Below are 24631 nucleotides of genomic sequence, written 5' to 3'. Positions count from 1 at the left end.
GGTGATGAGAAATGATAGAGATATTAAAGGATGAAGAAGGGAGAAAAATCGGGGCTGAAATAAGGGTCATAGGTGTTGGTGGAGGAGGGAGTAACGCCCTAAATAGGATGATAGAGGCAGGTTTAAACGGTGTTAAGTTTATAGCAGTTAATACTGATTTGCAGGCCCTTAGTTTGTCGAAGGCTCCCATTAAGCTTCAAATAGGAGAAAAGCTGACGAGGGGGTTAGGAGCGGGGGCTAATCCGGAAATAGGTAAGAAGGCAGCCGAGGAAGACAGAGATAAAATATCTGAGGTTCTTAAAGGATCAGATATGGTTTTTATAACTGCTGGTATGGGTGGAGGAACAGGAACAGGAGCTTCTCCTGTTATTGCTGAGGTTGCAAAGGAGTTAGGCATACTGACTGTTGGTGTTGTTACTAAGCCATTTTCCTTTGAAGGTAGAAGGAGAATGTTTCAGGCTGAGGAAGGGATAAAACTTCTTAGGGAGAAGGTTGATGCTCTTATAGTTATACCTAATGATAAGCTTCTTGATGTTGCTGATAAAAATACTTCACTTCTTGAGGCTTTTAGGATGGCAGATGATGTCTTGAGACAAGGTGTTCAGGGGATTTCTGATTTAATAATGGTTCCAGGACTTATAAATGTGGATTTTGCTGATGTTCAAACTATTATGAAAGATGCTGGTTCTGCTTTAATGGGAGTAGGATATGGTAGAGGAGAAAATAAAGCTGTAGAGGCGGCAAAAGCTGCTATATCAAGTCCTCTTCTTGAAAGCTCTATAGAGGGAGCTAAGGGAATATTGCTTAATATTTCTGGTGGTATGGATTTAACGCTTAAGGAAGTTAATGACGCTGCAGATTTAATAACAAAAGTAGCAGACAGAGATGCTAATATAATATTCGGTGCGGTTATAAAGGAGGAAATGAATGATGAAATAAGGATTACTGTTATAGCTACTGGTTTTGGTTCTAAACCCAGCAAGGTTAAACCTTTAATGGACCTTGAAGGGTTTAGCCCGATAATAGATTCGGAGGATATCGATATCCCTCCATATCTTAGAAGAAGAAGAGAGGGAAGCCCACCAAATATAGGTCACAGGTAATGCTTTGGGAGTGGAGAAGCGAAGTATCAAAATATAAGGAGAAGGAAAGATGGCTTAGGTCTTTGTGGAAACCCCAGGGTGATTTGAAGTGGGCTCTGGTTTATCCTAACTTTTATGGTGTTGGAATATCTAATCTCGGTTTTCTACTCATTTATGGAATACTAGTAGAGGATAAGGATATTTTTGTTTCAAGATTTTTTAAGTGGGATGGTTTCCCTCCTCTTTCTTTAGAAGAAGGAAGAAGCCTCAATGAATTTGATATAATTACTTTTTCTCTCTCCTATGAATTGGATTTGATCAACGTAGTTTCTATCCTTAAAGCTGCTGGTATTCCTCCACTTCGAGAGGATAGAAGGGAGGAGAAATCGCCTCTTATTGGTGTAGGAGGAATTTTCCCTACAATGAATCCATTTCCTCTTTTCCCTATAGCAGACTTTATAGTATGTGGTGAGGGAGAGGAAGTTATTAAGGAAATTTCTAACGTTCTCAAAGCTTCTATTGGTAAAAAGAAAGAATCTATTTTAAGGGATTTAGCGGATTTAGAGGGAGTATTGGTACCTGATATTAAGGAATTTACTGCTCGAAGATGGATTAAAGACTTAAATAGCTACTTCTTGGTTGCGCCTCTTTACACTCCCTTGAACCAGTTTGGAGGAGCTCTTTTGGTAGAATTAAGTAGAGGATGTAACAGGTCTTGCTTGTTCTGTCCTGTACGTCAATGTTATAAGCCTTTTAGGTTTGTGTCTCTAGATAGTATAAAGAGGTCATTAGAAGATGTTCCTAAAGACGTTAAACTTGGACTTATAAGTTCTGTAGCTTCTGATCATCCTTTTTTTGATGACTTATTAAACTATCTCCTAGAGGAAGGAAGAAAAGTGTCTTTCGGTTCTTTCCGGGTGGAAGGAATTTCCGAAAAGCTTCTTATGTTACTTAAATCTAGTGAGCAGAAGATAATAACGTTAGCACCCGAGACGGGAAGTGAAGAGTTGAGAAAAAGAATAGGTAAAGATTTCTCTAACGAGCTTATAGAAGAGAAGCTAAGTCTTGTTTATAAATTTGGTTTCAAAAAGGTTAAACTTTATTTTATGATAGGTTTACCTATGGAAGAAATATCTGATGTGGAAAGTATAGTAAAAATGATTAGTAAGTTTAGAGGTAGCTTTAAGGGGCTTGAGATGGTTATTAACATCAACCCTTTTGTTCCTAAACCTTTCACCCCTTTTGAGGAAGAGCCTTTTTTACCTATAGGTGAGATTCGGAAAAGACTTAAGGTACTTGCTAGGATTGAAGGAGCAGAGCTTCGAACGGATGGATTAAAGGTTGCTCAACTTGAAGCTTTAATTGCAAGAGGGGGCGTTGAAGTTGGGAAAGCTCTTTGCCTCCTTGGAGACAAGCTTTCGATGAAAGATCTTAGAAAATATATTGATGTTGATGCGTATTTGCATGGTAGGTTTGGTAAACCATGGAGAGATGTGATAAAATCTTAATGGAGGTGTTAAGTAATGGGAGTAGAATCTATACTTAAAAAGGTAGATGAAGTTAGATGGTTGTTGCCTGAAAGCTATAAGTCTGGGATGAAGGTCCCGGGCCTAATATATGCTGATAGAGAAATATTAAAAGGGTTGGAAAAAGAGCAAGTCTATGATCAGGTTGCCAATGTGGCTACTCTTCCTGGTATAATAGGCTATTCTTATGGTATGCCTGATATTCACTGGGGTTATGGTTTTCCAATAGGTGGAGTTGCTGCAATGCGAGTCGAGGATGGAGTTATATCTCCAGGCGGTGTCGGATATGATATATCTTGCGGTGTTAGGCTTCTTGTTAGTCAGCTTGAGAAAAAGGACGTGGAATCTAAAATAGATTTGCTTATAAACAGGCTTTTTGGAGCTATTCCATGTGGTGTTGGTGAAAAGGGAAGGATAAGCTTGAAGCCTAATGAGTTGGACGAAGTACTCTCGAAAGGTGCTGTCTGGGCCGTTGAAATGGGCTACGGAGATAAAAAGGACCTTCAGTGTATAGAGGAAGGCGGGAGAATGAAAAGAGCAAATCCTGATAAAGTTAGTAAGAAGGCTAAAGAAAGAGGAGCGCCTCAGCTTGGAACTCTTGGATCTGGGAATCATTTTTTAGAAGTTCAGTATATTGAAGAGGTTTACCTTGAGGATGTTGCAAATAAATGGGGTTTGAGAAAAGGTATTGTTACGGTGATGATTCATTGTGGATCAAGAGGTTTAGGGCATCAGGTTTGTGATGATTATGTAAGAATAATGAGGAACAAGATGAAGGCTTACGGTATAAATGTACCTGATGCTCAGCTAGCTTGTGTTCCGATAAAGTCTAGGGAGGGAGAAGATTACTTTCAAGCGATGTCTGCCGCAACAAATTATGCCTTTGCAAACAGGGAAGTTATAACTCATTGGGTTAGGGATGTGTTTTATAATACGTTTGGCAGTGATGCGCATCTTAGACTTCTCTATGATGTTTCTCATAACATAGCTCATATAGAAAAACACAAGTGGAATGGTAAAGAGGTGGAAGTTTGCGTTCACAGGAAGGGAGCAACAAGGGCTTTCGGACCAGGTTCTACTTATATACCTGAAATCTATAGAGATGTGGGACAACCTGTCATAATACCTGGTAGTATGGGAACCCCATCTTATGTGCTTTTAGGGACAAAGAGGGCAGAAGAAGAGGCTTTTGCTTCAACTTGTCATGGTGCAGGTAGGGTTATGAGTAGACATGCAGCTATAAGGGATTTGAAAGGAAAAGATTTAATAGAAGAGCTTGAGGAAATAGGAATTAAAGTTAAAGCGAGAGAAAAAGGAACTATCTATGAGGAGGCACCAGAGGCTTATAAGGATATAGACAAAGTCGTAGATATTGTTGATAGGGCAGGGCTATCTAAGAAAGTAGTTAGACTAAAGCCTATTGGGGTTATAAAAGGTTAAGCTTTCCTTCGTAAGGGCAACATTTTAAATCCTTTTTGTTGCCAGAGAGGAAAGCAACCTTTAAGGGTGAAGAAAATGTAGTCCTAATCCCTTTTGAAGGGAGAAGGGAAAAGGGGCTGCTTTAAGAAAGAGAAAAGCAGTCCCTTTTCTTTTTAGCTTAGCTTAATTTATTTAGAGATTGACATTTTAGAATTTTTGAGGTATGGATTGTTCTAAGGATATATCTAAAGAGTTAACTTGAATTATAAATTATGTAAATCTCAAACGGGGAGGGGTGGGGTGTGTTTGATAAAGAAGCTTTAGAAAGAATCAAAGTTAAAAAAGAGGAGTGGGAAAGGGAAAACGTTAATAAGACTCTTACTAAAAATCCAGAAATGAAAAAGGAATTTAAGACAGGCTCTAATATAACAGTAGAAAGACTTTACACTCCTGCAGATATAAGTGATATGGAATATCTCGAGTCTTTAAACTTTCCTGGGGAATATCCTTTCACTCGTGGTATTCAACCCACTATGTATAGGGGAAGGTTCTGGACGATGCGTCAGTATGCTGGTTTTGGAACTGCTGAAGAGTCTAACAAAAGGTACAAATACCTTTTAGAGCAGGGACAAACTGGATTAAGTATTGCCTTCGATCTTCCTACGCAGATAGGTTATGACTCTGATCATCCCTTGGCTCAGGGGGAAGTGGGTAAAGTAGGCGTAGCTGTGGACTCTCTTGAAGATATGGAGATTTTGTTTGATGGTATTCCTCTTGACAAGGTTAGTACATCTATGACCATAAATGCTCCTGCTGCTATAATATGGGCAATGTACTTGGCTGTAGCGGAGAAACAGGGGGTTTCCTTTGATAAGTTGGAGGGGACTATTCAGAATGACATTCTTAAAGAGTATATAGCGAGGGGAACCTTTATATTTCCGCCTAAACCATCTATGAGGTTGATTACGGATACGTTTGAATTTGGCAGTGAATATGTTCCAAAGTGGAATACCATAAGTATCAGTGGCTATCACATAAGAGAAGCTGGTGCTACCGCGGTTCAAGAGGTGGCGTTTACTCTTGCTGATGGAATTGCTTATGTAGAAGCTGCTATTAAAAAGGGTTTAGATCCGAATATTTTTGGGCAAAGGCTCTCTTTTTTCTTTAATGCTCATAATGATTTTCTTGAAGAAATAGCAAAGTTTAGAGCGGCCAGGAGACTCTGGGCTAAAATAATGAAAGAACGCTTTGGTGTAACCAATCCTCGAGCCATGATGCTTAGGTTTCATACCCAGACAGGAGGATCTACTTTAACTGCTCAGCAGCCCTTAAACAACATAGTTAGGGTTGCTATACAAGCTCTTGCTGCTGTTCTAGGAGGTACACAATCTCTTCACACCAATTCCTATGATGAGGCTCTAGCTTTGCCAACGGAGGAATCTGTAAGGATAGCCTTGAGGACTCAGCAAATAATAGCTTATGAGAGTGGAGTTACTAACACTATAGATCCTTTAGCGGGTTCTTACTATGTAGAGTGGTTAACAAACAAGATAGAGGAGGAAGCTAAAAAGCTTATAGATAAGATAGATGAGCTTGGTGGAATGATTGAAGCAATAGAAGCTGGCTTTATTCAAAAGGAGATACAAGATAGTGCTTATCGATACCAGCTTGAGATTGAAAGGGGAGAACGTATAATAGTAGGGGTTAATAAGTTTCAAATAGAGGAGGATTTGAGCAATCTTAAACTTCTTAAGGTGGATCCTTCTATAGCAGAGAAGCAAGTGAAAAGGCTAAGAGAGCTTAAGCAGAAAAGGGATAACATAAGGGTTAAAAACGTTCTGGAAGATTTGAAAAAGGCGGCAGCGGATGAAAGCCTTAATCTAATGCCTTATTTTTTAGAAGCGGTTAAGGCATATGCTACTGAAGGAGAAATCTGTGATGTTCTTAGGGATGTTTTTGGAGTTTATGTGGAGAAGATAGTTCTCTGAGGGGGGAAATGAAATGTATGAGGGCAAAATAAGAGTTCTGATAGCTAAGCCTGGTCTTGATGGTCATGATAGAGGTGCTAAGGTTATAGCTAGAGGGCTTAGAGATGCTGGTATGGAAGTGATATATACGGGATTGAGACAAACCCCCGAACAGATAGTTCAAGCCGCCATTCAAGAGGATGTGGACGTGATAGGTTTAAGCATTCTTTCAGGTGCTCATGAGTATTACTGTAGGAAAGTTCTCGAACTTCTTAGAGAAAAGGGCTTAAACAATGTGATCTTGATCGTCGGAGGGGTTATTCCTCCAGAGGATATACCTACACTTAAGGAAATAGGAGTTTCAGAGGTGTTTGGTCCTGGTACTCCTATATCGCAGGTGGTAGAATTTATAAGGCAGGTAGTTAAAAGGTGATGGATATAGTAGAGAAAGCGCTGCGAGGAGATTTTTTGGCTATAGCTAAGTTAATAAGTATTGTTGAAGATGACGAAGAGAATGGGAAAAAGATATTGAAGGAGATCTATCCTTTTACGGGTAAAGCTCACTATATAGGTGTTACTGGAGCCCCTGGTGTTGGTAAAAGCACTTTAGTGGATAAAATTATAACTTATCTTAGGGAAGAAAATAAGAAGGTAGGGGTAATTGCTGTAGATCCATCAAGTCCTTTTTCTGGAGGAGCTTTTCTTGGAGATAGGTTACGTATGCAAAGACATGCTACTGATCCAGGGGTTTTTATAAGAAGCATGGGGTCGAGGGGGGCCTTAGGAGGGCTAGCTAAAACGACAATAAACGTTGCAAAGGTTTTAGATGCAGGTGGTTTTGACTTTGTTATAGTTGAAACAGTTGGAGCTGGTCAAAATGAGATAGATGTAGTTAAAGTAGCAGATACAGTTATAATAGTTCTTGTACCTGGTATGGGAGATGAGGTTCAAATAATAAAGGCAGGCATAATGGAGATTGGAGATATATTTGTTGTTAATAAGGCAGATAAAGAGGGTGCTCAAAAATTAGTAAGGGAGCTCGAAGTTTGGATTGAGTTTGGTTATAAGGGTAGATCGTGGATTCCTCCTGTTTTGATGACGATAGCTGAGGACGGAGCTGGTATTGATAAGCTTGTAGAAGAGATAAAAAAGCATCAAAGGTACCTTCACGAAAGTGGAGAGTTGGATAAGAGAAGAAAAGTAAAGACTATGGAGGAGATTGATAAGGCGGTAGAAGATGCTATAAGGAGGAGAATTATGCTTAAACTAAATAATAATTTAATAGATAACTATGTGAGTTTGGTTCTGGCTAAGAAAACGGATCCTTATAGTATTGCTGAGGAGTTAGTGAATAGACTATTGAAAGGGGGAGAAAAGTATGAAAACTGTTAAAGTAGATCATATAGGTATAGCTGTTAATAGTATATCGGAAGCTTTAAAGTTTTATGAGGGGGTTTTGGGTATAAAGTGCGAGGGTATAGAAGAAGTTTCTGAGCAAAAGGTTAAAACTGCTTTTTTACCCATAGGTGATACTGAGATAGAGCTTCTGGAGTCTACTTCTCCTGATGGACCTGTGGCAAAGTTTATAGAAAAGCGAGGGGAGGGGATACATCATATAGCTTTCAGAGTTAAAAATATTGAGGAAGCCATTAATGAGTTGAAGGAAAAAGGTTTTAGTTTGATAGATGAGAAACCAAGGAGAGGCGCAGGTGGGGCTAAAATTGCTTTTCTTCACCCCAAGTCTACAGGTGGCGTTTTGGTTGAAATATGTGAAAGGGGGGTAGAGGGGTAATCATGCCTGAGAAGACTATTGAGGAGCTTATTAATGAGCTTGAAGTTAAGCGGCAAGAGGTTTTATCTATGGGTGGTTCTTCTAAGGTTGATGAGCAGAGGTCTAAGGGTAAGCTGACTGCTCGTGAGAGGTTATCTCTTCTTTTGGATGAGGGTAGTTTTGTTGAGCTTGACATGTTTGTGGAGCATCGTTGTACTGAGTTTGGTATGGATCGTGTTAAGGCTCCTGCTGATGGGGTTGTATCTGGTTATGGTAAGGTGAATGGCAGGTTAGTTTTTGTATATTCTCAGGATTTTACGGTTGTGGGTGGTTCTTTGGGGGAGATGCATGCTAAGAAGATATGCAAGGTAGCGGATTTAGCTTTGAGGGTGGGGGCTCCTTTGATAGGTATAAATGATTCTGGTGGTGCTCGTATTCAGGAGGGGGTGGACTCTTTAAGTGGTTATGGTCAGATTTTTTTTAGGAACACCATATCTTCTGGTGTAATACCTCAGATAGCTGTGATAGTAGGTCCTTGTGCGGGTGGTGCTGTATATTCTCCTGCTTTAATGGACTTTGTTTTTATGGTTAAGGGTATAGGTGTGATGCATATAACTGGTCCTCAGGTGATAAAGGCTGTTACTGGGGAGGATGTGAGTTCTGAGGAGCTTGGTGGTGCTATGACTCATAATGTTAAGAGTGGTGTAGCTCATTTTGCTTGTGATAGTGAGGCTGAGTGTTTTTCTTTAGTTAGGAGGCTATTGAGCTATTTACCTCAGAACAACATGGAGGATCCTCCTTATGAGGATACTGGGGATGATCCTGGTAGGATGGACCTGCTTTTAAGGGGTGTAGTTCCTGTTAATCCTAACAAGGCTTATGATGTGAGGGATGTGATAAGGCTTGTGGTGGATAGGGGTGAGTTTTTTGAGGTACAGGAGCATTATGCTCCCAACATAGTTATAGGGTTTGCTCGTCTTAGTGGTTATTCTATAGGCATAATAGCGAATCAGCCGAAGCATTTAGCTGGTTGTTTGGACATAGATAGTTGTGACAAGGCTTCTCGTTTTATAAGGTTTTGTGATGCTTTTAACATACCTTTAGTGAACTTTGTGGATGTACCTGGTTATTTACCTGGGACTTCTCAGGAGTGGGGTGGGATAATTAGGCATGGTGCCAAGATGCTTTATGCTTACTCTGAGGCGACTGTACCTAAGCTGACTGTGATATTGAGGAAGGCTTATGGTGGTGCTTATCTTGGTATGTGTAGCAAGGATTTAGGTGCGGATGTGGTACTGGCTTGGCCTCAGGCTGAGATAGCGGTTATGGGTGCTGAGGGTGCTGCCAACATAATATTTAGGAGGGAGATACAATCTTCGTCTAATCCTGAGGAGGTGCGTAGGCAGAAGATAGAGGAGTATCGTGAGAAGTTTGCCAATCCTTATGTAGCGGCCAGGCGTGGGTTTGTGGATCGTGTGATAAAGCCTGAGGAGACCAGGCCTGCCTTGATAGAATCTTTAGCTATGGCTTTAACGAAGAGGGAGACGCGTCCTAGGAAGAAGCATGGGGTAATGCCTGTTTAAGAGGGGTGGTGGTTAGCTTTGGGTAGCTTAAACACCATTTCTGGGGCCTTAAGCTTATCTGTTATAGCCATGGTCATAGTGTTTGCTGTTTTAGGTGGCCTGGCTTTAATGATGGTTTTAATAAAGTATCTAGCCTTGCTGGTGGAGGCATCTAGGCTTAAGGTTAAGGAGGAGCCTAAGGGGGTTTTAAGGGAGGAGAGGGAGGTTAGGGAGGAGCCTAGCCTTTTACCTTCTGGTGGAGGTGGGGATAATAAGGAGCTAGTGGCTATAGCTGCGGCTATAGCCTCTTTTTCTGCTACAACTAGGGTGCCTTTAAGGGTGTGGAGGGTTACTGGACCTATAAGGAGCTCTTGGAGGGAAAGTGCCAAGGCAGAATCTGTGATGGGAGGGAATGAGAATGAATAAGAAGCTATTTAGGATAACCATCAATGGTAAAACTTATGAGGTTGAGGTGGAAGAGCTTGGTGGTCTTACCGTTCAAGCTACTACATCTTCGTCTACCGTTTCGGCGCCTTCCGTTTCACCATCTGCGCCTGTTTCTTCCCCTGTATCGCCTTCTGTAGCGCCTGCTTCTACACCTATGCCTACACCTACACCTACTGTTAAGAAGGAAGTGAAGAGGGAGGAGGCGCCTCAGGCTGTTTCTGGTGGTTTAGCGGTATCTGCTCCCATGCCTGGTAAGATATTGAGGGTAAACGTTAGGGAGGGGGAGACTGTATCTAAGGGGGACTTACTTTTAATTCTTGAGGCGATGAAGATGGAGAACGAGATTTTTGCGCCCTCTTCTGGGGTAGTTAAGCGTGTAGCTGTATCGCCTGGTGATTCAGTAAACACTGGTGATCTGCTTGTATTGCTTGGTTAATGGGGGGTAAGGGGAGATGGAGTTACTTTTGAGTAAGGCTATGATGGTATTTAAGACCTCTGGATTTTCTGGTTTAACTTGGGGCAACCTACTTATGATACTTGTGGGAGGGGTACTCCTTTATCTTTCCATAGGTAGGGGTTTTGAGCCGCTTCTTTTAGTGCCCATAGGTACTGGTTGCATCATAGCGAACCTTCCCTTATCTGGGATAATGGATGAGGGTGGATTACTTTACTACATTTACTTTGGGACTCGTCATGAGATATATCCTTGTTTGATATTTTTGGGTGTTGGTGCGTTAACGGACTTTGGGCCGCTTCTTGCCAACCCTATAACCTTTCTTTTAGGTGCTGCTGCTCAACTTGGCGTATTTATTTCCATGATAGGTGCCATGTTTTTAGGTTTTAACATAAAGGAGGCTGCCTCGATAGGGATAATAGGTGGTGCTGATGGTCCCACTGCTATATATTTGACCATGAAGCTTGCATCACACTTATTAGGGCCGATAGCTGTAGCGGCTTACTCTTACATGTCTTTGGTTCCCTTGATACAGCCCCCTGTGATATACTTACTTACCAACGCTAAGGAGAGGGCCATAGTGATGGAGCAGCTTCGTCCTGTATCTAAGCTTGAGAAGGTGCTTTTTCCTGTTTTGACGATGGTGGTTACGGGATTGCTTTTACCTTCGGCTGTGCCATTGATAGGAATGCTTATGTTTGGGAACCTTTTAAGGGAATGTGGTGTAACGGAGAGGCTATCTAAGACTGCGCAGAATGAGTTAATAAACATAGTTACTATAATGTTGGGGTTAACTGTTGGGGCTACCATGGATGCCAGGACCTTTTTGAACTTAAGGACGCTTGGGATAATACTTTTGGGTTTAATAGCCTTTATGGCTAGCACTGCTGGTGGGGTTTTATTTGCCAAGATATTGAACCTATTTTTGAGGACTAAGATAAATCCTGTGATAGGAGCTGCTGGTGTATCAGCCGTACCTATGGCTGCTAGGGTCTGTCAGAGGGTGGTTCAGAAGGAGAACCCTGGTAACTTTGTTTTGATGCATGCTATGGGTCCGAATGTGGCTGGGGTAATAGGTACTGCTGTTGCAGCTGGTGTAATGCTGGCTGTGTTAAAATAGAGAGGGTATATTTATATTTTGTAGCCAGTGACTAAAGTCACTGGCTATTTTTTTGACTTTATGTTAGGGGGTGCTTTTCTTGGTGGATAAAATAGCCCTTGGAGCTGATCATGCAGGGTATAGGCTCAAAGAGGAGATAAAAGTCTTTTTAAGCGAGAGGAATTACTCATTTGAAGATTTTGGGACTTTTAATGCCAAGCCAGTTGATTATCCAGAAATAGCAATAAAGGTTGCTATTTCTGTAGCAAGTGGGGAATTTTCAAGAGGGATATTGTTTTGTGGAACAGGCATAGGTATGTCAATAGTGGCTAATAAAGTACCAGGTGTCTACGCTTCGTTGTGTCATGATATATTTACCGCACGAGCATCGAGGGCTCATAATAATGCTAATATTCTTGCTTTGGGGGGTAGAATTTTGGCTCCAGAATTGGCGAAGGAAATAGTTAGAGAATGGCTTGAAACACCCTTTGAAGGTGGAAGGCATTTAAGAAGGATACAACAGATAAAGTCTTTTGAGGAGAAGGTTTTCAAAAAAGAAAAAGTTAAGAGTAGTAATTTAATAATAGTAGATCATCCCCTTATTCAGCACAAACTATCTATATTAAGGGATAAAAATACCGGGGTGAAGGAATTTAGAGAGCTTATATCTGAAGTCTCGGCTTTGATGTTGTTTGAAGTTACGAGAGATCTTCCGCTTCTTGAGAAGGAGATAGAAACTCCTATTTCTAAGGCCAAAGCTCTTATTGTTAGTGGCAAAGAAATGGTTTTAGTCCCTATACTCAGGGCTGGTTTGGGGATGGTGGATGGTATACTTAAGCTTATGCCTACCGCTAAGGTAGGTCACATAGGTTTATATAGGGATCCTAAGACATTAGAGCCTGTTACTTATTATTGTAAGCTTCCTCAAGATACCTCGGAAAGAGATGTGGTAATACTTGATCCCATGCTTGCTACTGGTGGATCTGCAGTAGAGGCTGTGAAATTAGTTAAGGAGTATAAACCCAAAAGCATTAAATTCCTTTGTATTATAGCTGCCCCAGAAGGAGTAGAAAGGCTTCAAAGAGCTCATCCTGATGTGGAAATATTAACAGCTGCTTTGGATGAGAGGATTAATGATCATGGTTACATAGTTCCTGGGTTAGGTGATGCAGGTGACAGGATTTTTGGAACAAAGTAAGATGGTTTTATTTTCTTTTTTTATTTCTTTTCTACTAAGCTTTGTTTTGTCTAAGCTTGCTTATAGTTACGGATTTTTAGATATACCTTTTGAGAGAAAGGGACACCCTTTTCCAGTAGCTCTTGGAGGAGGGATGGCCATTTTTCTTTCTTTAACTCTATCGTCCATGATTTTAGGTGGGCCTTATGAATTGCTTATTTTTTCCTCTGTTCTTATTATGATTGGGCTTGTGGATGATATTTTTGATCTACCTGCTTTTCTTAAACTTGTTTTTCAGTTTATGATTTCTACAGTTTGGTTAATTTATAAGCCATTTGTCCTTTTGGGGGATCCTTTTCTTGATTTCATAGGTGGGCTTTTGTGGATTGTTGTTCTTATCAATGCGTTTAATATAATAGATGGTATAGATGGCCTTGCTTCAGGAGTTGCGATTTTATCTTCTATAGGCTTAGCTATAGAAGGTGAAAAATTTGCTCTTTTAATAATAGGGGCAAGTATAGGGTTTTTTGTTTTAAATTATCCACCAGCTAGGATATTTTTAGGAGATGCAGGGGCTTATCTTTTAGGGTTTCTTATAGGAAGTCTCTCATTGAATCTTCTAAAAGATTTTTCTCTTCCATCTATATCTAAGATTTTTTTCTTGGTATTATTTCCATTGATTGATATAACTTGGACTGTATTAAGAAGATGGATTAAAGGGCAACCTGCAATGGTAGGGGATGAGAAACATATTCATCATTTTCTTAGAAGAAAGCTTGGAGGAAAAGCTGCTTTAATTGTTCTACTTTTAGTTCAAGGAATGTCTGTTTTGATAGGAGTGTGGTGTTTTTAGGAATGAATAAAGTTGTTCTAGTTTTTGGAACGCGGCCGGAAGCAATAAAGATGGCTCCAGTGTATGAAGTCTTAAAAAAAAGAGGTCTTTTTGATGTTAAGGTTTTGGTTACTGCTCAACATAGAGAGATGTTGGATTCTGTTCTTAATATATTCTCTATAAAACCAGATTATGATCTTTCTTTGATGAAAGAAAGACAAACCTTGGCATATGTGACAAAAGAGGCATTGGTTGGTATAGTTGAGGTGCTTGAAAAAGAACGCCCTGATGTAGTTCTTGTTCATGGTGATACTACTACTACACTAGCTGGTAGTCTTGCAGCCTATTATTTAAGGATACCTTTGGGACACGTGGAAGCTGGTTTGAGAACAGGGGATATCTATAATCCTTTTCCAGAGGAGTTTAATAGAATAGTAGCTGATGTGCTTTCAGACTTGTGTTTTGCTCCAACTAGAAGGGCAGCCCAAAATCTCTTAAGAGAGGGGATAAGCGAAAGCAAGGTTTTTATAACGGGTAATACGGTGGTTGATGCGCTTTTAAAAATTGCTTCGATAAGATTTGAATTTTCTGGGGAACTTGAGATAATAGATTCTTGGGATGGAAGAATTGTATTAGTAACTTTTCATAGAAGAGAAAGCTGGGGCGAGCCTTTGATAGGAATATGTTCGGCTTTGAATGTGATACACGATCTATTCAAGGATCTTCTTATAATTATCCCTTTACATCTTAATCCCGAGGTTAGAAAAGTTGCCTTGTCGGTTCTTAGGGGAAAACGATTTCTATTTGTGGATCCCCTTCCCTATATTCCTTTTGTTCATCTTATGAGGAAATCTTATTTGATTTTGACCGATTCTGGAGGGATTCAAGAGGAAGCGCCTTCCTTAGGTGTTCCCGTATTGGTCATAAGGGAAAAAACTGAGCGTCCCGAAGCTCTTGAAGCAGGAGTGGTTAAGCTTGTGGGAAGGGATAAGGATAAGATAATTGAAGAAGTTTCTTTACTTCTTGAAAATGAAGAGGCCTATGGTAAAATGAAAAGGGTTACTAATCCTTATGGTGATGGAAGGGCGTCAGAGCGAATTGCTACTATATTAGAGGCATATTTTTCTTGAAGGAGGTGTAATATGAGCAAAATAATTGTAGAAGGCGGGGTTCCACTCAATGGTGTTTTAAAGGTTCAGGGGGCTAAGAATGCAGCGCTTCCGCTTATGGCTGCTTCTATTTTGTTAGAGGATAAGGAAAAACTTTCCTTAAATAATGTGCCCTCTCTTAAGGATGTAAGTACAATGGCCGAAATTTTGTCTTTTATTGGTTTTTCTGTATCAATGGAAGGGGATACGCTTATTATATCTAATACAGGAGAAATAAGAGAGGACGTTCCCTATGAACTTATGAGGAAAATGAGAGCTTCTATTCTGATATTAGGACCTTTACTTTCTAAAAAGGGTAGAGTTACTTTGCCCATGCCTGGTGGTTGCCCTATTGGAACGAGGCCTATAGATCTTCATCTTAAGGGTTTTTCTTTGATGGGTGCTGAGATATCTATTAAGCATGGCTATATAGAAGCTCAGGCTAAAGGAAGGTTAAGGGGGGCAAGGATTTACCTTGATTTTCCAAGCGTTGGAGCCACTGAAAACATTATTATGGCTGCTGCTCTTGCTAAAGGCACTACTGTTATAGAGAATGCAGCTCGAGAACCAGAGATAGGTAATCTTATAGACCTCCTTGGCAAGATGGGATTAGATATAGGTAGAGACGGAGAAAGTACAATAGTGATTAATGGTTCCGAAAGTCTTCATGGGGCGGAGGTTGCAGTTATTCCAGATAGAATAGTGGCAGGAACATACATAATAGCTGGTGTTATAAGCGGAGGTAAAGTCAGAGTTGAAAAAATTAATCCTTGTCATATGGAAGCATTGCTTTCTAAGTTGCTGGAATCGGGAATAGATATAAAGCAAGGTGAAAATTGGGTTGAAGCGTCTTTTGTTAAAAGGCCTAGAGGGGTTAGGATAACTACGCTTCCTTATCCTGGTTTCCCAACCGATCTTCAGGCACAAATGATGTCTTTGCTTTCTATAGCAGAAGGTACGAGTCTTATTACGGAAACTATCTTTGAGAATAGGTTTATGCATGTTCCAGAATTGAGAAGAATGGGAGCAAACATAAGAGTAGAAGGTGGAAACGCTATTATGGAGGGAGTAGAATCCTTGAGCGGTGCTCAAGTTGTTGCAACGGATCTCAGGGCTGGTGCTGCTTTAGTTTTGGCTGGGCTTTCAGCTAAGGGTGTTACAATAGTGTCTAAGGCTGAACATGTAGATAGGGGTTACGAGAAATTTGTTGAAAATCTGAAATTGTTAGGGGCAAAAATTGAGAGGGAGGAGGATTGAAGGAGAGGATTTAGCTTGGAGGTTTATGCTTTTATAGGTCCTAGTGGTACTGGAAAAAGTCAGCGTGCCTTGCCTCTGGCTTTAAGTTACAATATTAGGTATATTATTGATGATGGTTTATTAATAAAAGATGGTAGAATTATTGCTGGTGTTTCCGCTAAAAGTGAGTTAAGTAAAGTTAGAGCTATAAGAAGAGCGCTTTTTCAATTTGAAGATCATAGGGAAGCTGTTGTTAGTAAAATTAAGGAGGAATCCCCGGAAAAAATCCTCATAATAGCTACTTCGGAAGAGATGGCCCAGAAGATATGTAGGAATTTAAATCTTCCTGATCCAAATAGCATAATTTATATATATGATGTGGCCTCCCCTGGAGAAATAAGCCAAGCTAGGCAAGAGAGAGAAAGAAGTGGTAAGCATGTCATACCTGTTCCTTTGGTAGAAGTAGAAAGAGGTTTTAGAGGGCAGCTTGTTGGTAGGATAAGATTGTTTTTTTCTGGGAAAAGAGAGGAAGTAGGAGAGAAGGTAATTGTAAGACCTCCTTTTAGTTTATATGGAAGGTTATCCATAACAGAGGATGCTCTTAAAAGTCTGATCGGATTTTTAATAAAAGAGCACTCTCCTTATGTTCTACTAAAAAACGTTAGTTTAAGGTTTCCTGAGGAAGGAAGTATAGAGGTTGATTTGAGAGTGGAAGTTGTATATGGTGTTTCTATAAAGGTTTTGCTAAAGGGTTTACAGTTTTACCTTAAGAACAGGGTAGAAGAGATCACTGGGATGGTAATTAATGAGGTAAATATAGAGGTGGTGGGGATAAAAATTGGTATTGAGTTTAGAAGAAAGGTTACAGCTTATGGAGGAAGTTAAAGATCATTGCCTTAAGTGTAAAAAATGTCCTCTTTCAGGGCTGAGGACCCAAGTTGTTTTTGGGGAAGGTCAAATAAATACTAAACTCATGTTTATAGGTGAAGCTCCTGGCGCAGAAGAGGATCAACAGGGAAGGCCATTTGTTGGAAAAGCAGGTCAGCTCCTAACAAAAATACTAAGTTCTGCTGGTATATCGAGGGATGAAGTTTATATAACTAATGTTGTTAAATGTAGACCTCCGGGTAATAGAAATCCCACGCCTGAGGAGGTGGGAATGTGTTGGCCTTATCTTGAGGCTCAGATTGCTATTATAAGACCCAAGATAATAGTTACCTTGGGTAGTGTTCCTACACAGGCTATTTTAAAAACTAAAGAATCTATAACAAACCTCAGGGGTAGATGGTTTGAGTGGGTAGGTGGAATAAAGGTATTTCCCATGTTTCATCCGAGTTTTCTTTTAAGGAACCTTTCGAAAGAGAAAGGAAGCCCAAGATGGTTAACTTGGGAGGATATAAAGGAGGTTAAAAGAACTTGGCAGGAGCTAAAAGGGTGATAAACTTAAGAACTTCTTCTAAAGAGGAATTCATCGATATAACTGATAAGGTAAATCAGGTTGTTAAAGAATTTGGAGCTAGGGACGGTTTTTGCTTTCTATTTGTTCCTCATACAACAGGAGCAGTGTTTGTTAATGAAGGTTATGACCCTTCTGTTCTAAAGGATATAGGTGATACTTTAAGAAGATTGATTCCCTCTGGTTTGAGTTATAGTCATCTTGAGGGGAATAGCCATGCTCATATAAGGTCCTCGATTGTAGGTGTTAGTTTACTGCTACCTGTCGAAAATGGCAAAATCTCTTTGGGAAAATGGCAATCAGTATTTTTTGCTGAGTTTGATGGTCCTCGGAGTAGGGAGGTTTGGGTTTGGCTACTATAATTCCTGCGCATATTGCCATAATAATGGATGGAAATGGAAGATGGGCTAAATTTAGGGGTTTGCCAAGGATTGCTGGACATAAAGAGGGAGCTAAAGCTGTTGAAAGAGTAGTTTATGCTTCATTAAAAAGGGGAATAAAGTATCTTTCGCTTTTTGCGTTTTCCACAGAAAATTGGAAAAGGCCAAGGTTAGAGATCGATAGTTTAATGAGTATATTAAAAATTTATTTTTTGACTAAGATCGAGAAACTGAAATGGGCTGGTGTTAAGATTAGATTTGGTGGTAGATGGTGGGAGCTTTCATCTGATATAGTTGAGCTTATTAAGAGAGCTATGGAGATTACTGAATCCAATAAGGAACTTCATCTTATAATATATCTTAATTATGGTGGTAGAAGAGAAATAATAGATGCAATTAATTCTATGATATTAAGCAAGAGCCCTTCATTGGTGAGTGAAGAAGACTTAAGGCCTTACTTATATGTACCTGATGTTCCAGAACCAGATTTGCTTATAAGAACAAGTGGAGAGAAAAGAATAAGCAACTTCCTGCTTTGGCAGATAGCTTATACTGAACTTTACTTTACTGAAACTCTTTGGCCAGACTTTGGAGAAGATGATTTAGATGCTGCTATTGCGGATTATAATAGGCGTGAGCGGAGGTTTGGAGGGATAGTATGAGAGAACTGGGGAAAAGGGTTTTATCTGCTCTTATTGGAGCTCCTGTAATACTTTTTACTTGTTGGTGGGGAGGATACCCATTTTTAGGGTTTGTTATGAGTGTTGGAATTTTAGGACTTATGGAATTTTATGATATAGTTGCTTATAAAGGTGTTAAAGCTTCTCGTGGAGCGGGTATAATTGCTACTATAATTCTTCTTACATGTGCGTTTTTTGATAATGAGCAAAAAGTTATTGTTCCGACTTTCCTTTTTTTATTCCTTATTGTTGCTCAGGTTCTAAAAAGAGAGAAAGGTTCGCCTCTGATATCAGTCGGTGCTACATTGCTAGGTTTCTTTTACGTTGCTTGGCTAATAAGCTATGTAATACTTTTGAGAAACCTTGAGGAGGGAAGATTTTGGACGATAGTACTTCTTCTTGTTACTTGGTCTACTGATACGATGGCTTACATCGTTGGTAAAACAATGGGTAGAAGAAAATTAGCACCTAGCATAAGTCCTAATAAAACTGTTGAGGGTTTTTGGGGTGGGGTTTTAGGAGCTGTGTTGTTTTCAAGCATTATGGGATGGCTTTTTACCCTTCCTCCTTTATGGACTCTTCTTTTTGGTTTTGTTATGGGTGTTTGGGGACAACTTGGTGATCTCGGAGAGTCTCTTTTTAAGAGGGAAGTGGCTTTGAAGGATATCAGTGGCTTAATTCCTGGACATGGTGGTGTGCTAGATAGATTTGATAGTTTCCTCTTTAATGCTCCTATGATATATTATTTCCTCTTCTGGACAGGAGTGATAGATTAGTTGAAAAAGCTTCTTTGTTTTAAGTTATTTCTTCTTTTTCTTCTTACAGATGTTGTTTACTCTAAGAGCTTCATTCAGTATGGTTTGGCTTCCTGGTATGGTTCTGAGTGGCATGGAAGAAGGACGGCAAGTGGTGAGGTTTACAATATGTATGATCATACTGCAGCTCACAGGACCCTTCCATTTGGGACGGAGGTACTTGTCACCAACTTATCTAATGGGAAAAGAGTTGTTGTTAAAGTAAATGATAGAGGTCCCTTTAAGGAAGGTAGAATAATAGATTTATCATATGCAGCTGCTAAAAAGATCGGTATTATTAAAAGTGGAATAGCCAGAGTCAAGCTAGAGCTTCATCGACCACCTCCAGGGATGGAAACCATTCCTGACCCTGACTACTACTCGGTTCAGGTAGGGGCATTTAGGGAGTTAAATAACGCTAGGGTTTGGAAGGGCAAAGTTAGAGGTTTGATGTGGTGGAGAATAGATGTTCCGTTATTCATAAGAAAAGAAGGGGAACTATATAAAGTGCTAGTGGGTAGGTTCAAAAGAGAGGATGAGGGAGACAAATGGAGAAAGTTTTTTATGAAGAGAGGGATAGATGCTTTTGTTGTAGCGATATACAAATGAGGGTTGCTGTTCTTGGTGCTACGGGAAGTGTTGGTAAGGCTGTTATGGATATTGTTAGGCTTTTTCCTAATTTTTTAATTCCTGTTGTTTTAGTTGGGGGTTCAAATGTGGACTTGATGCAAAAGCTTTTTATGGAATTTAGGCCTAAAAGGGTTGGGATGTTTTTTGAGCCAGCGGCAGAAGATCTTGAAAAGCGATTAGGTGTAAATGTTTATTCGGGAGATAGTGCTCTTTTAGACATATGGAAATATTATGATGATATTGATGCAATTGTGGTTTGCGTATCTGGTATTCATGGTTTTAAGCCGATTTATGAGGCTGTTAAGTTAGGCAAGAGAGTTTTTTTTTCTACAAAAGAAGCTCTAGTTGTGGGAGGTGGTTTTATAATAACCGAATTAAAGTCTAAAGAACAGTTAATTCCATTAGATAGTGAGCATTGGGCTATATTATCTTGTTTAGATTTAAGAGGGGAAGTTAAAAGAATTTTCCTTACAGCATCTGGTGGAGCATTAAGAGATCGCTCACATGAGGAAAGAAGAAGGGCTTCTCCTTTAGAGGTTTTGGAACACCCTGTGTGGAATATGGGGAAAAAGATTACAGTTGACTCTGCAACGTTGATGAATAAAGGGTTTGAAGTTATAGAAGCTTATCATCTTTTTGGTTTGTCTTTAGATAGTATAAAAGTTTTGATTCATAGAGAAGGATACGTTCATGGTATGGTTGAATTCTTGGATGGTTCAGTGAAAGCTTTACTTTTTTATCCTGATATGCGCATAGTTGTTCAAGAAGCTCTTTTACATCCGTTGATTTTAGAAAATCCTGCCCTGCCTAAGATTGAATTTAATGGTAAGGTAAATCTGAGCTTTGAGGAGCCCGATTTTGAAGAGTATCCTTGTTTGAGTTATGCTTATTATGCTGCCCGGGTTGGGGGGAATCTCCCTGTGATTTTGAATGCTGCTGATGAAGTTGCGGTTTCGCTTTTTTTATCTTATAGGCTAAAATTCAGCGATATTCCTAAATTTATAAGAAAAGTTCTCTTTTACTTCCCTAGGGAGGATCTCGACTCTCCAGAGGATATATTTTTTTGGGATAGAGAGGCTCGAAAATTTGCGGAGGAGGTTTCAAGGAATTGTTAACTGTGTTAGCTTTTTTGGTCGTTATAGGAATTGTAGTTGTTTTTCATGAGCTTGGGCATTTCTGGGTTGCTAAAGTTGAGAAGGTTAAAGTTAAGGAGTTTGCAATAGGGTTTGGTCCAATTATTTTTTCTAAGAGGAAGGGAGACTTGCTTTATTCTATAAGATTACTTCCTTTAGGTGGCTTTGTTAGGCTTTTTGGTGAAACTCCTGAAGAAAGCGGAGAGGGTAGTTTCTTAGAAAGCTCTCCTTGGTCAAGGTTTAAGATAATAGGTGCTGGTCCCTTGATGAATTTTCTCTTAGCTTTGCTAATGTTTTACTTGGTTTTTCTATTTAACGGCTATCCTAACCTTAACGTTTGTAAAGTAGGTGAGGTTCTATCTAGCAGTCCTGCGGAAAAAGCTGGCTTAAAGCCTGGTGATGAGATAATTGCTGTAAATAATATTAAAGTTTCGAAATGGAAAGAACTGGCTACGATAATTCATAGCAAACCTGGTGAAAAGCTAAGACTTGAGGTTTTGAGAAAGGAAAGAAAGCTTTTTATCGAAGTCACTCCAGAGTATAATCCTAACCTAAGGGTTGGATTAATAGGTGTGGCTCCATGGATAGAGAAATATAACTTTTTAGGTTCTATGCTTTACTCGACCAAATACACTTTGAGTGTTAGCTATTTTATGTTAAACGCTATAGGTAGGATGGTTTTAAGAAAGGAAAGGGTCGATATAAGGGGACCAGTGGCTGTAGCACAGCTTGCTGGACAGGCGGCAAAGAGCGGTTGGTTTAACTTTTTATCGTTTATTGGTATAATAAGCGTTAACCTTGCTTTTATAAATCTATTTCCTTTACCTGCTCTTGATGGAGGAAGACTTCTCTTCATAGCTTTTGAGATTTTCTTTCACAAGCGTTTAGATCCTAAATATGAGGGGATCATTCATTATATAGGTTTTATAATACTTATAGCTTTGATGCTTTTTGTGACCTATCGTGATGTGGTGAGTTTGAGGTGATCATTTTGGGAAGTAAAAAAACAGTTTATCTTGGTGGCCTTCCCATAGGGGGAGGAAACCCTATAGTTGTTCAATCTATGTTAAGAAGTTCACTAGATGACTTAAAAAGCTGTGTTTTTGAATCCCTTCGCCTATTGGAGGGAGGATGTGAGGTAATAAGAGTAGCCTTGGTTTCGGATGATCAGCTTCCTAACCTGCTTAGGCTCAAAAAGGAAATAAAGGCTCCATTAGTTGCTGATGTTCATTATGTTCCTGCTCTTGCTATCAAGGCTCTTCTTAGTGGAGCTGATGGTGTTAGGATAAATCCTGGGAATATGAGAGATACCAAATATTTAAAGGAACTTGCTAGGGTTGCAAGAGAGGAAGGCAAAGTTATTAGGGTAGGGGTTAATTTAGGGAGTCTTCCTGAGGATAAAAGAAAGCTTTATGAAGATGATGCTTTAGCTATGGTTAATGTAGCTTTAGAAACGATTGCCTTTTTGGAAGAGGAAGGTTTTAAAGATATAAAGGTTTCCCTTAAAGCTTCTAATGTTATGACAACTGTTAGAGCTTATAGATTAGTATCTAAGCTTATTGATTATCCCCTTCATCTTGGAATAACTGAAGCTGGTCCAGTGTTTGAAGGAGCTATAAAATCTGCTGTAGGACTTGGGATTCTCCTTGCAGAGGGAATAGGAGATACTATAAGAGTTTCACTTACCGGTGATGGCCTTAAAGAGGTCGAAGTTGCATATGAGATATTAAAAGCTTTGGGTTTGAGAAAGCGAGGGATAGAGATAGTTTCTTGCCCCCGATGTGGTAGATGTGAAATAGATCTTGAAAGAATAGTTGAGGAAGTTAAAAGTGGGATTAAGTCCTCAAAAAGGAGCTTAAAAGTAGCGATAATGGGTTGTGTTGTGAATGGTCCTGGTGAGGCAAAAGATGCGGATATAGGGATAGCTGGTGGTAGAGGAAAGGGGGTTATATTTAGGAAAGGAAAGATTATTGAAACGGTGGATGAATCACATTTAGTAGATAGATTTCTTGAGTTAATGAAGGAGGTAGAGGATCATGAGGATGAGTAGGCTTTTTGCTCCAACTCTAAGAGAGGATCCTGCGGAGGCCGAAACTATAAGTCATAAGCTAATGCTAAGGGCTGGTCTGATAAGAAAGGTAGCAGCTGGCGTTTATAATTTTCTTCCTTTAGGTTATAGGGTAATTAGAAAGATCGAGCAGATAATAAGAGAGGAAATGGATGCTAAAGGTGGGCAGGAAGTTTTCATGCCTGCTTTGCAGCCTGCTGAGCTTTGGAAACAAAGCGGAAGGTGGGATGTGTATGGCCCTGAGTTAATGAGATTGACGGATAGAAATGGTAGGCAGTTTTGTTTAGGTCCTACACATGAAGAGGTTATAACTACATTAGTTAGTGAGAATGTTAGGTCTTATAGAGAACTTCCATTGCTTCTTTATCAGATTCAAACCAAATTCAGGGATGAGATAAGACCTCGTTTTGGTGTTATGCGGGCTAGAGAGTTTTTAATGAAGGATCTTTATAGTTTTGATAGAGATGAAGAGGGGATGAAAAAGTCTTACGAAGCTATGTATGATGCCTACTGTAGGGTTTTCAAAAGGTGTGGTTTAGCTTTTAAAGTGGTTGAGGCTGATCCTGGTGCTATCGGGGGAACCAGCTCTCACGAGTTTATGGTTTTAGCTAAAACAGGTGAAGAGGAGATAATTTACTGCGATGATTGTGACTACGCGGCTAATACTAATCAAGCTACGAGCGTTGTCCCTGATATTGATTTTTCTTCGAATGAAGAGGAAAGAGGATTAGAAAAGGTGTATACACCTGATGCTAAGACGATAGAAGAGGTGGCCAGCTTTCTGGGGATAGAGAAAAAGAGGACCATTAAAACCCTTTTTTATGAGGCTATTTATACTAAAGATAAGTGGGAAATGGTAGCTGTTTTGATTAGGGGAGATTATGATGTTAATGAAACTAAGCTTAAGAATTATTTGGGATGCTTATATCTCAATCTTGCAAAGGAAGAGGAGATAAGCAAGATTTCAGGGTGTAGGGTTGGTTTTGTTGGTCCAGTAAATCTTAAAGGGGTTAGGATTATATCTGATATTACTGTTCATAGGCTTAGAAATGCTGTTATAGGTGCGGGAGAGGAAAACTATCATTTCATAAATGCTAATCCTGGAAGGGATTTCGAGTTGGGGGAAGTAGTAGATATAAGGTTGTCTAAGTCTGGTGATAAGTGTGTTAAATGTGGTGCTGAGCTTAAGGTTACGAGAGGTATAGAAGTTGGACATATATTTAAGTTGGGACACAAGTATAGTGAAGTTATGAATGCAAAGTTTGTTGATAGTGATGGTAAGGAGAAATATTATTATATGGGTTGCTATGGAATAGGAGTTGGAAGGACTATGGCTGCAGCTATTGAGCAGAATCATGATGAAGATGGAATAATATGGCCTATGTCTATAGCTCCCTATCATGTTGTAATAGTTCCTGTGGAATATAGTAATATAGAGCAGATGAAAGTAGCGACAAAGATATATGAAGAGCTTCAAAGTAAAGGGGTTGAAGTGGTCCTTGATGATAGAAATGAGCGACCCGGTGTCAAATTTAAGGATGCCGATTTGATAGGCTTCCCTTTAAGAGTTACAGTAGGGGAAGCTCTTAAAGAAGGTAAGGTAGAACTTAGATGGAGGAGGACGAAGGAAAGTAGGTATTATCTTGTAGAAAATATATCTGATGTTATAATTTCTGAGATAAATAGGGAGATAAGAGAAGGGGTTTAACTTTCTTTTCTCCTTTGCCGATAGATAAGTAACTTATAGATTCTTCCCAAGGAGGGGGAAAA

General features: G+C 39.7%; 25 protein-coding genes and 1 pseudogene. All 26 read left to right on the top strand.

Annotated features, from left to right (window positions below; all coding sequences use genetic code 11):
* Nucleotides 1-11: 11 nt before the first annotated feature.
* The 26 genes and pseudogenes from ftsZ (at nt 12) to NZ900_03600 (ending at nt 24569) form a co-directional block, all read left to right on the top strand.
* Nucleotides 12-1103, top strand: coding sequence for a cell division protein FtsZ (gene ftsZ, locus NZ900_03725; protein ID MCS7233205.1), 1092 nt, complete (start codon nt 12-14; stop codon nt 1101-1103).
* On the top strand, nt 1103-2590 hold the full coding sequence (locus tag NZ900_03720) for a B12-binding domain-containing radical SAM protein (GenBank protein ID MCS7233204.1): 1488 nt from the start codon (nt 1103-1105) through the stop codon (nt 2588-2590). The genes ftsZ and NZ900_03720 overlap by 1 nt, the downstream gene beginning before the upstream one ends.
* Nucleotides 2591-2677: 87 nt before the next feature.
* Nucleotides 2678-4048, top strand: a complete 1371-nt coding sequence (locus NZ900_03715; GenBank protein MCS7233203.1) for an RtcB family protein — start codon at nt 2678-2680, stop codon at nt 4046-4048.
* A gap of 281 nt (nt 4049-4329) precedes the next feature.
* On the top strand, nt 4330-6015 hold the full coding sequence (locus tag NZ900_03710) for a methylmalonyl-CoA mutase family protein (protein MCS7233202.1): 1686 nt from the start codon (nt 4330-4332) through the stop codon (nt 6013-6015).
* Nucleotides 6016-6028: 13 nt separating this feature from the next.
* Nucleotides 6029-6427 carry a cobalamin B12-binding domain-containing protein gene (locus NZ900_03705; GenBank protein MCS7233201.1) on the top strand — a complete coding sequence of 133 codons (399 nt, stop codon included), beginning with the start codon at nt 6029-6031 and terminating at the stop codon, nt 6425-6427.
* Complete coding sequence (meaB, locus tag NZ900_03700; protein ID MCS7233200.1) at nt 6427-7386, top strand: methylmalonyl Co-A mutase-associated GTPase MeaB; 960 nt, start codon at nt 6427-6429, stop codon at nt 7384-7386. The genes NZ900_03705 and meaB overlap by 1 nt, the downstream gene beginning before the upstream one ends.
* The gene (mce, locus tag NZ900_03695) at nt 7373-7786 is read left to right on the top strand and encodes a methylmalonyl-CoA epimerase (protein MCS7233199.1); all 414 of its coding nucleotides are present in this window, start codon (nt 7373-7375) and stop codon (nt 7784-7786) included. The genes meaB and mce overlap by 14 nt, the downstream gene beginning before the upstream one ends.
* Nucleotides 7787-7788: 2 nt before the next feature.
* Nucleotides 7789-9348, top strand: coding sequence for a methylmalonyl-CoA carboxyltransferase (locus NZ900_03690; GenBank protein ID MCS7233198.1), 1560 nt, complete (start codon nt 7789-7791; stop codon nt 9346-9348).
* An 18-nt stretch (nt 9349-9366) separates the two neighbouring features.
* Nucleotides 9367-9753: an OadG family protein gene (locus NZ900_03685; GenBank protein ID MCS7233197.1), complete on the top strand. Its 387-nt coding sequence runs from the start codon at nt 9367-9369 to the stop codon at nt 9751-9753.
* A complete protein-coding gene (locus NZ900_03680; GenBank protein ID MCS7233196.1) occupies nt 9746-10210 on the top strand; it encodes a biotin/lipoyl-binding protein in 465 nt (154 codons plus the stop codon). The genes NZ900_03685 and NZ900_03680 overlap by 8 nt, the downstream gene beginning before the upstream one ends.
* 16 nt (nt 10211-10226) lie before the next feature.
* A complete protein-coding gene (locus NZ900_03675; GenBank protein MCS7233195.1) occupies nt 10227-11348 on the top strand; it encodes a sodium ion-translocating decarboxylase subunit beta in 1122 nt (373 codons plus the stop codon).
* A 79-nt stretch (nt 11349-11427) separates the two neighbouring features.
* On the top strand, nt 11428-12525 hold the full coding sequence (gene upp / locus NZ900_03670; GenBank protein MCS7233194.1) for a uracil phosphoribosyltransferase: 1098 nt from the start codon (nt 11428-11430) through the stop codon (nt 12523-12525).
* Nucleotides 12512-13357, top strand: a complete 846-nt coding sequence (locus NZ900_03665) for an undecaprenyl/decaprenyl-phosphate alpha-N-acetylglucosaminyl 1-phosphate transferase (protein ID MCS7233193.1) — start codon at nt 12512-12514, stop codon at nt 13355-13357. The genes upp and NZ900_03665 overlap by 14 nt, the downstream gene beginning before the upstream one ends.
* Nucleotides 13358-13359: 2 nt before the next feature.
* Nucleotides 13360-14466 (top strand): UDP-N-acetylglucosamine 2-epimerase (non-hydrolyzing), encoded by a 1107-nt coding sequence (gene wecB / locus NZ900_03660; protein ID MCS7233192.1) that lies wholly within the window; start codon nt 13360-13362, stop codon nt 14464-14466.
* 12 nt (nt 14467-14478) lie between these two features.
* Complete coding sequence (gene murA, locus NZ900_03655; protein ID MCS7233191.1) at nt 14479-15741, top strand: UDP-N-acetylglucosamine 1-carboxyvinyltransferase; 1263 nt, start codon at nt 14479-14481, stop codon at nt 15739-15741.
* A gap of 15 nt (nt 15742-15756) precedes the next feature.
* Complete coding sequence (locus NZ900_03650) at nt 15757-16605, top strand: Asp23/Gls24 family envelope stress response protein (GenBank protein ID MCS7233190.1); 849 nt, start codon at nt 15757-15759, stop codon at nt 16603-16605.
* Nucleotides 16565-17158, top strand: coding sequence for a uracil-DNA glycosylase (locus tag NZ900_03645; protein MCS7233189.1), 594 nt, complete (start codon nt 16565-16567; stop codon nt 17156-17158). The genes NZ900_03650 and NZ900_03645 overlap by 41 nt, the downstream gene beginning before the upstream one ends.
* On the top strand, nt 17137-17538 hold the full coding sequence (locus NZ900_03640) for a secondary thiamine-phosphate synthase enzyme YjbQ (GenBank protein ID MCS7233188.1): 402 nt from the start codon (nt 17137-17139) through the stop codon (nt 17536-17538). Before NZ900_03645 ends, NZ900_03640 begins: the two co-directional genes overlap by 22 nt.
* Entirely contained in the window at nt 17535-18218 is a 684-nt protein-coding gene (gene uppS / locus NZ900_03635; GenBank protein MCS7233187.1) for a polyprenyl diphosphate synthase, read from the top strand. The genes NZ900_03640 and uppS overlap by 4 nt, the downstream gene beginning before the upstream one ends.
* A complete protein-coding gene (locus NZ900_03630) occupies nt 18215-19012 on the top strand; it encodes a phosphatidate cytidylyltransferase (GenBank protein ID MCS7233186.1) in 798 nt (265 codons plus the stop codon). The genes uppS and NZ900_03630 overlap by 4 nt, the downstream gene beginning before the upstream one ends.
* 63 nt (nt 19013-19075) lie before the next feature.
* A pseudogene (locus NZ900_03625) lies at nt 19076-19360 on the top strand (septal ring lytic transglycosylase RlpA family protein).
* Nucleotides 19361-19381: 21 nt separating this feature from the next.
* Entirely contained in the window at nt 19382-19639 is a 258-nt protein-coding gene (locus NZ900_03620) for an SPOR domain-containing protein (protein MCS7233185.1), read from the top strand.
* Complete coding sequence (gene dxr, locus NZ900_03615; protein MCS7233184.1) at nt 19579-20775, top strand: 1-deoxy-D-xylulose-5-phosphate reductoisomerase; 1197 nt, start codon at nt 19579-19581, stop codon at nt 20773-20775. Before NZ900_03620 ends, dxr begins: the two co-directional genes overlap by 61 nt.
* Before the next feature lie 2 nt (nt 20776-20777).
* Entirely contained in the window at nt 20778-21779 is a 1002-nt protein-coding gene (gene rseP / locus NZ900_03610) for an RIP metalloprotease RseP (protein MCS7233183.1), read from the top strand.
* 5 nt (nt 21780-21784) lie between these two features.
* A complete protein-coding gene (ispG, locus tag NZ900_03605) occupies nt 21785-22843 on the top strand; it encodes a flavodoxin-dependent (E)-4-hydroxy-3-methylbut-2-enyl-diphosphate synthase (GenBank protein MCS7233182.1) in 1059 nt (352 codons plus the stop codon).
* Nucleotides 22830-24569 carry a proline--tRNA ligase gene (locus NZ900_03600; GenBank protein ID MCS7233181.1) on the top strand — a complete coding sequence of 580 codons (1740 nt, stop codon included), beginning with the start codon at nt 22830-22832 and terminating at the stop codon, nt 24567-24569. Before ispG ends, NZ900_03600 begins: the two co-directional genes overlap by 14 nt.
* Nucleotides 24570-24631 lie beyond the last annotated feature (62 nt).

This window comes from Synergistota bacterium (assembly GCA_025060595.1).
Lineage (GTDB): Bacteria > Synergistota > GBS-1 > GBS-1 > GBS-1 > 42-11.
This window is presented reverse-complemented; position numbering and strand designations above follow the sequence as displayed.

Coding starts and splice junctions, on each gene's coding strand:
- NZ900_03675 (MCS7233195.1), top strand. CDS start 10,227: ATGGAGTTACTTTTGAGTAAGGCTATGATGGTATTTAAGACCTCTGGA.
- NZ900_03705 (MCS7233201.1), top strand. CDS start 6,029: ATGTATGAGGGCAAAATAAGAGTTCTGATAGCTAAGCCTGGTCTTGAT.
- NZ900_03720 (MCS7233204.1), top strand. CDS start 1,103: ATGCTTTGGGAGTGGAGAAGCGAAGTATCAAAATATAAGGAGAAGGAA.
- NZ900_03680 (MCS7233196.1), top strand. CDS start 9,746: ATGAATAAGAAGCTATTTAGGATAACCATCAATGGTAAAACTTATGAG.
- ftsZ (MCS7233205.1), top strand. CDS start 12: ATGATAGAGATATTAAAGGATGAAGAAGGGAGAAAAATCGGGGCTGAA.
- dxr (MCS7233184.1), top strand. CDS start 19,579: ATGGAGAAAGTTTTTTATGAAGAGAGGGATAGATGCTTTTGTTGTAGC.
- NZ900_03630 (MCS7233186.1), top strand. CDS start 18,215: ATGAGAGAACTGGGGAAAAGGGTTTTATCTGCTCTTATTGGAGCTCCT.
- mce (MCS7233199.1), top strand. CDS start 7,373: ATGAAAACTGTTAAAGTAGATCATATAGGTATAGCTGTTAATAGTATA.
- NZ900_03600 (MCS7233181.1), top strand. CDS start 22,830: ATGAGGATGAGTAGGCTTTTTGCTCCAACTCTAAGAGAGGATCCTGCG.
- wecB (MCS7233192.1), top strand. CDS start 13,360: ATGAATAAAGTTGTTCTAGTTTTTGGAACGCGGCCGGAAGCAATAAAG.
- NZ900_03620 (MCS7233185.1), top strand. CDS start 19,382: ATGGAAACCATTCCTGACCCTGACTACTACTCGGTTCAGGTAGGGGCA.
- NZ900_03715 (MCS7233203.1), top strand. CDS start 2,678: ATGAAGGTCCCGGGCCTAATATATGCTGATAGAGAAATATTAAAAGGG.
- meaB (MCS7233200.1), top strand. CDS start 6,427: ATGGATATAGTAGAGAAAGCGCTGCGAGGAGATTTTTTGGCTATAGCT.
- murA (MCS7233191.1), top strand. CDS start 14,479: ATGAGCAAAATAATTGTAGAAGGCGGGGTTCCACTCAATGGTGTTTTA.
- NZ900_03690 (MCS7233198.1), top strand. CDS start 7,789: ATGCCTGAGAAGACTATTGAGGAGCTTATTAATGAGCTTGAAGTTAAG.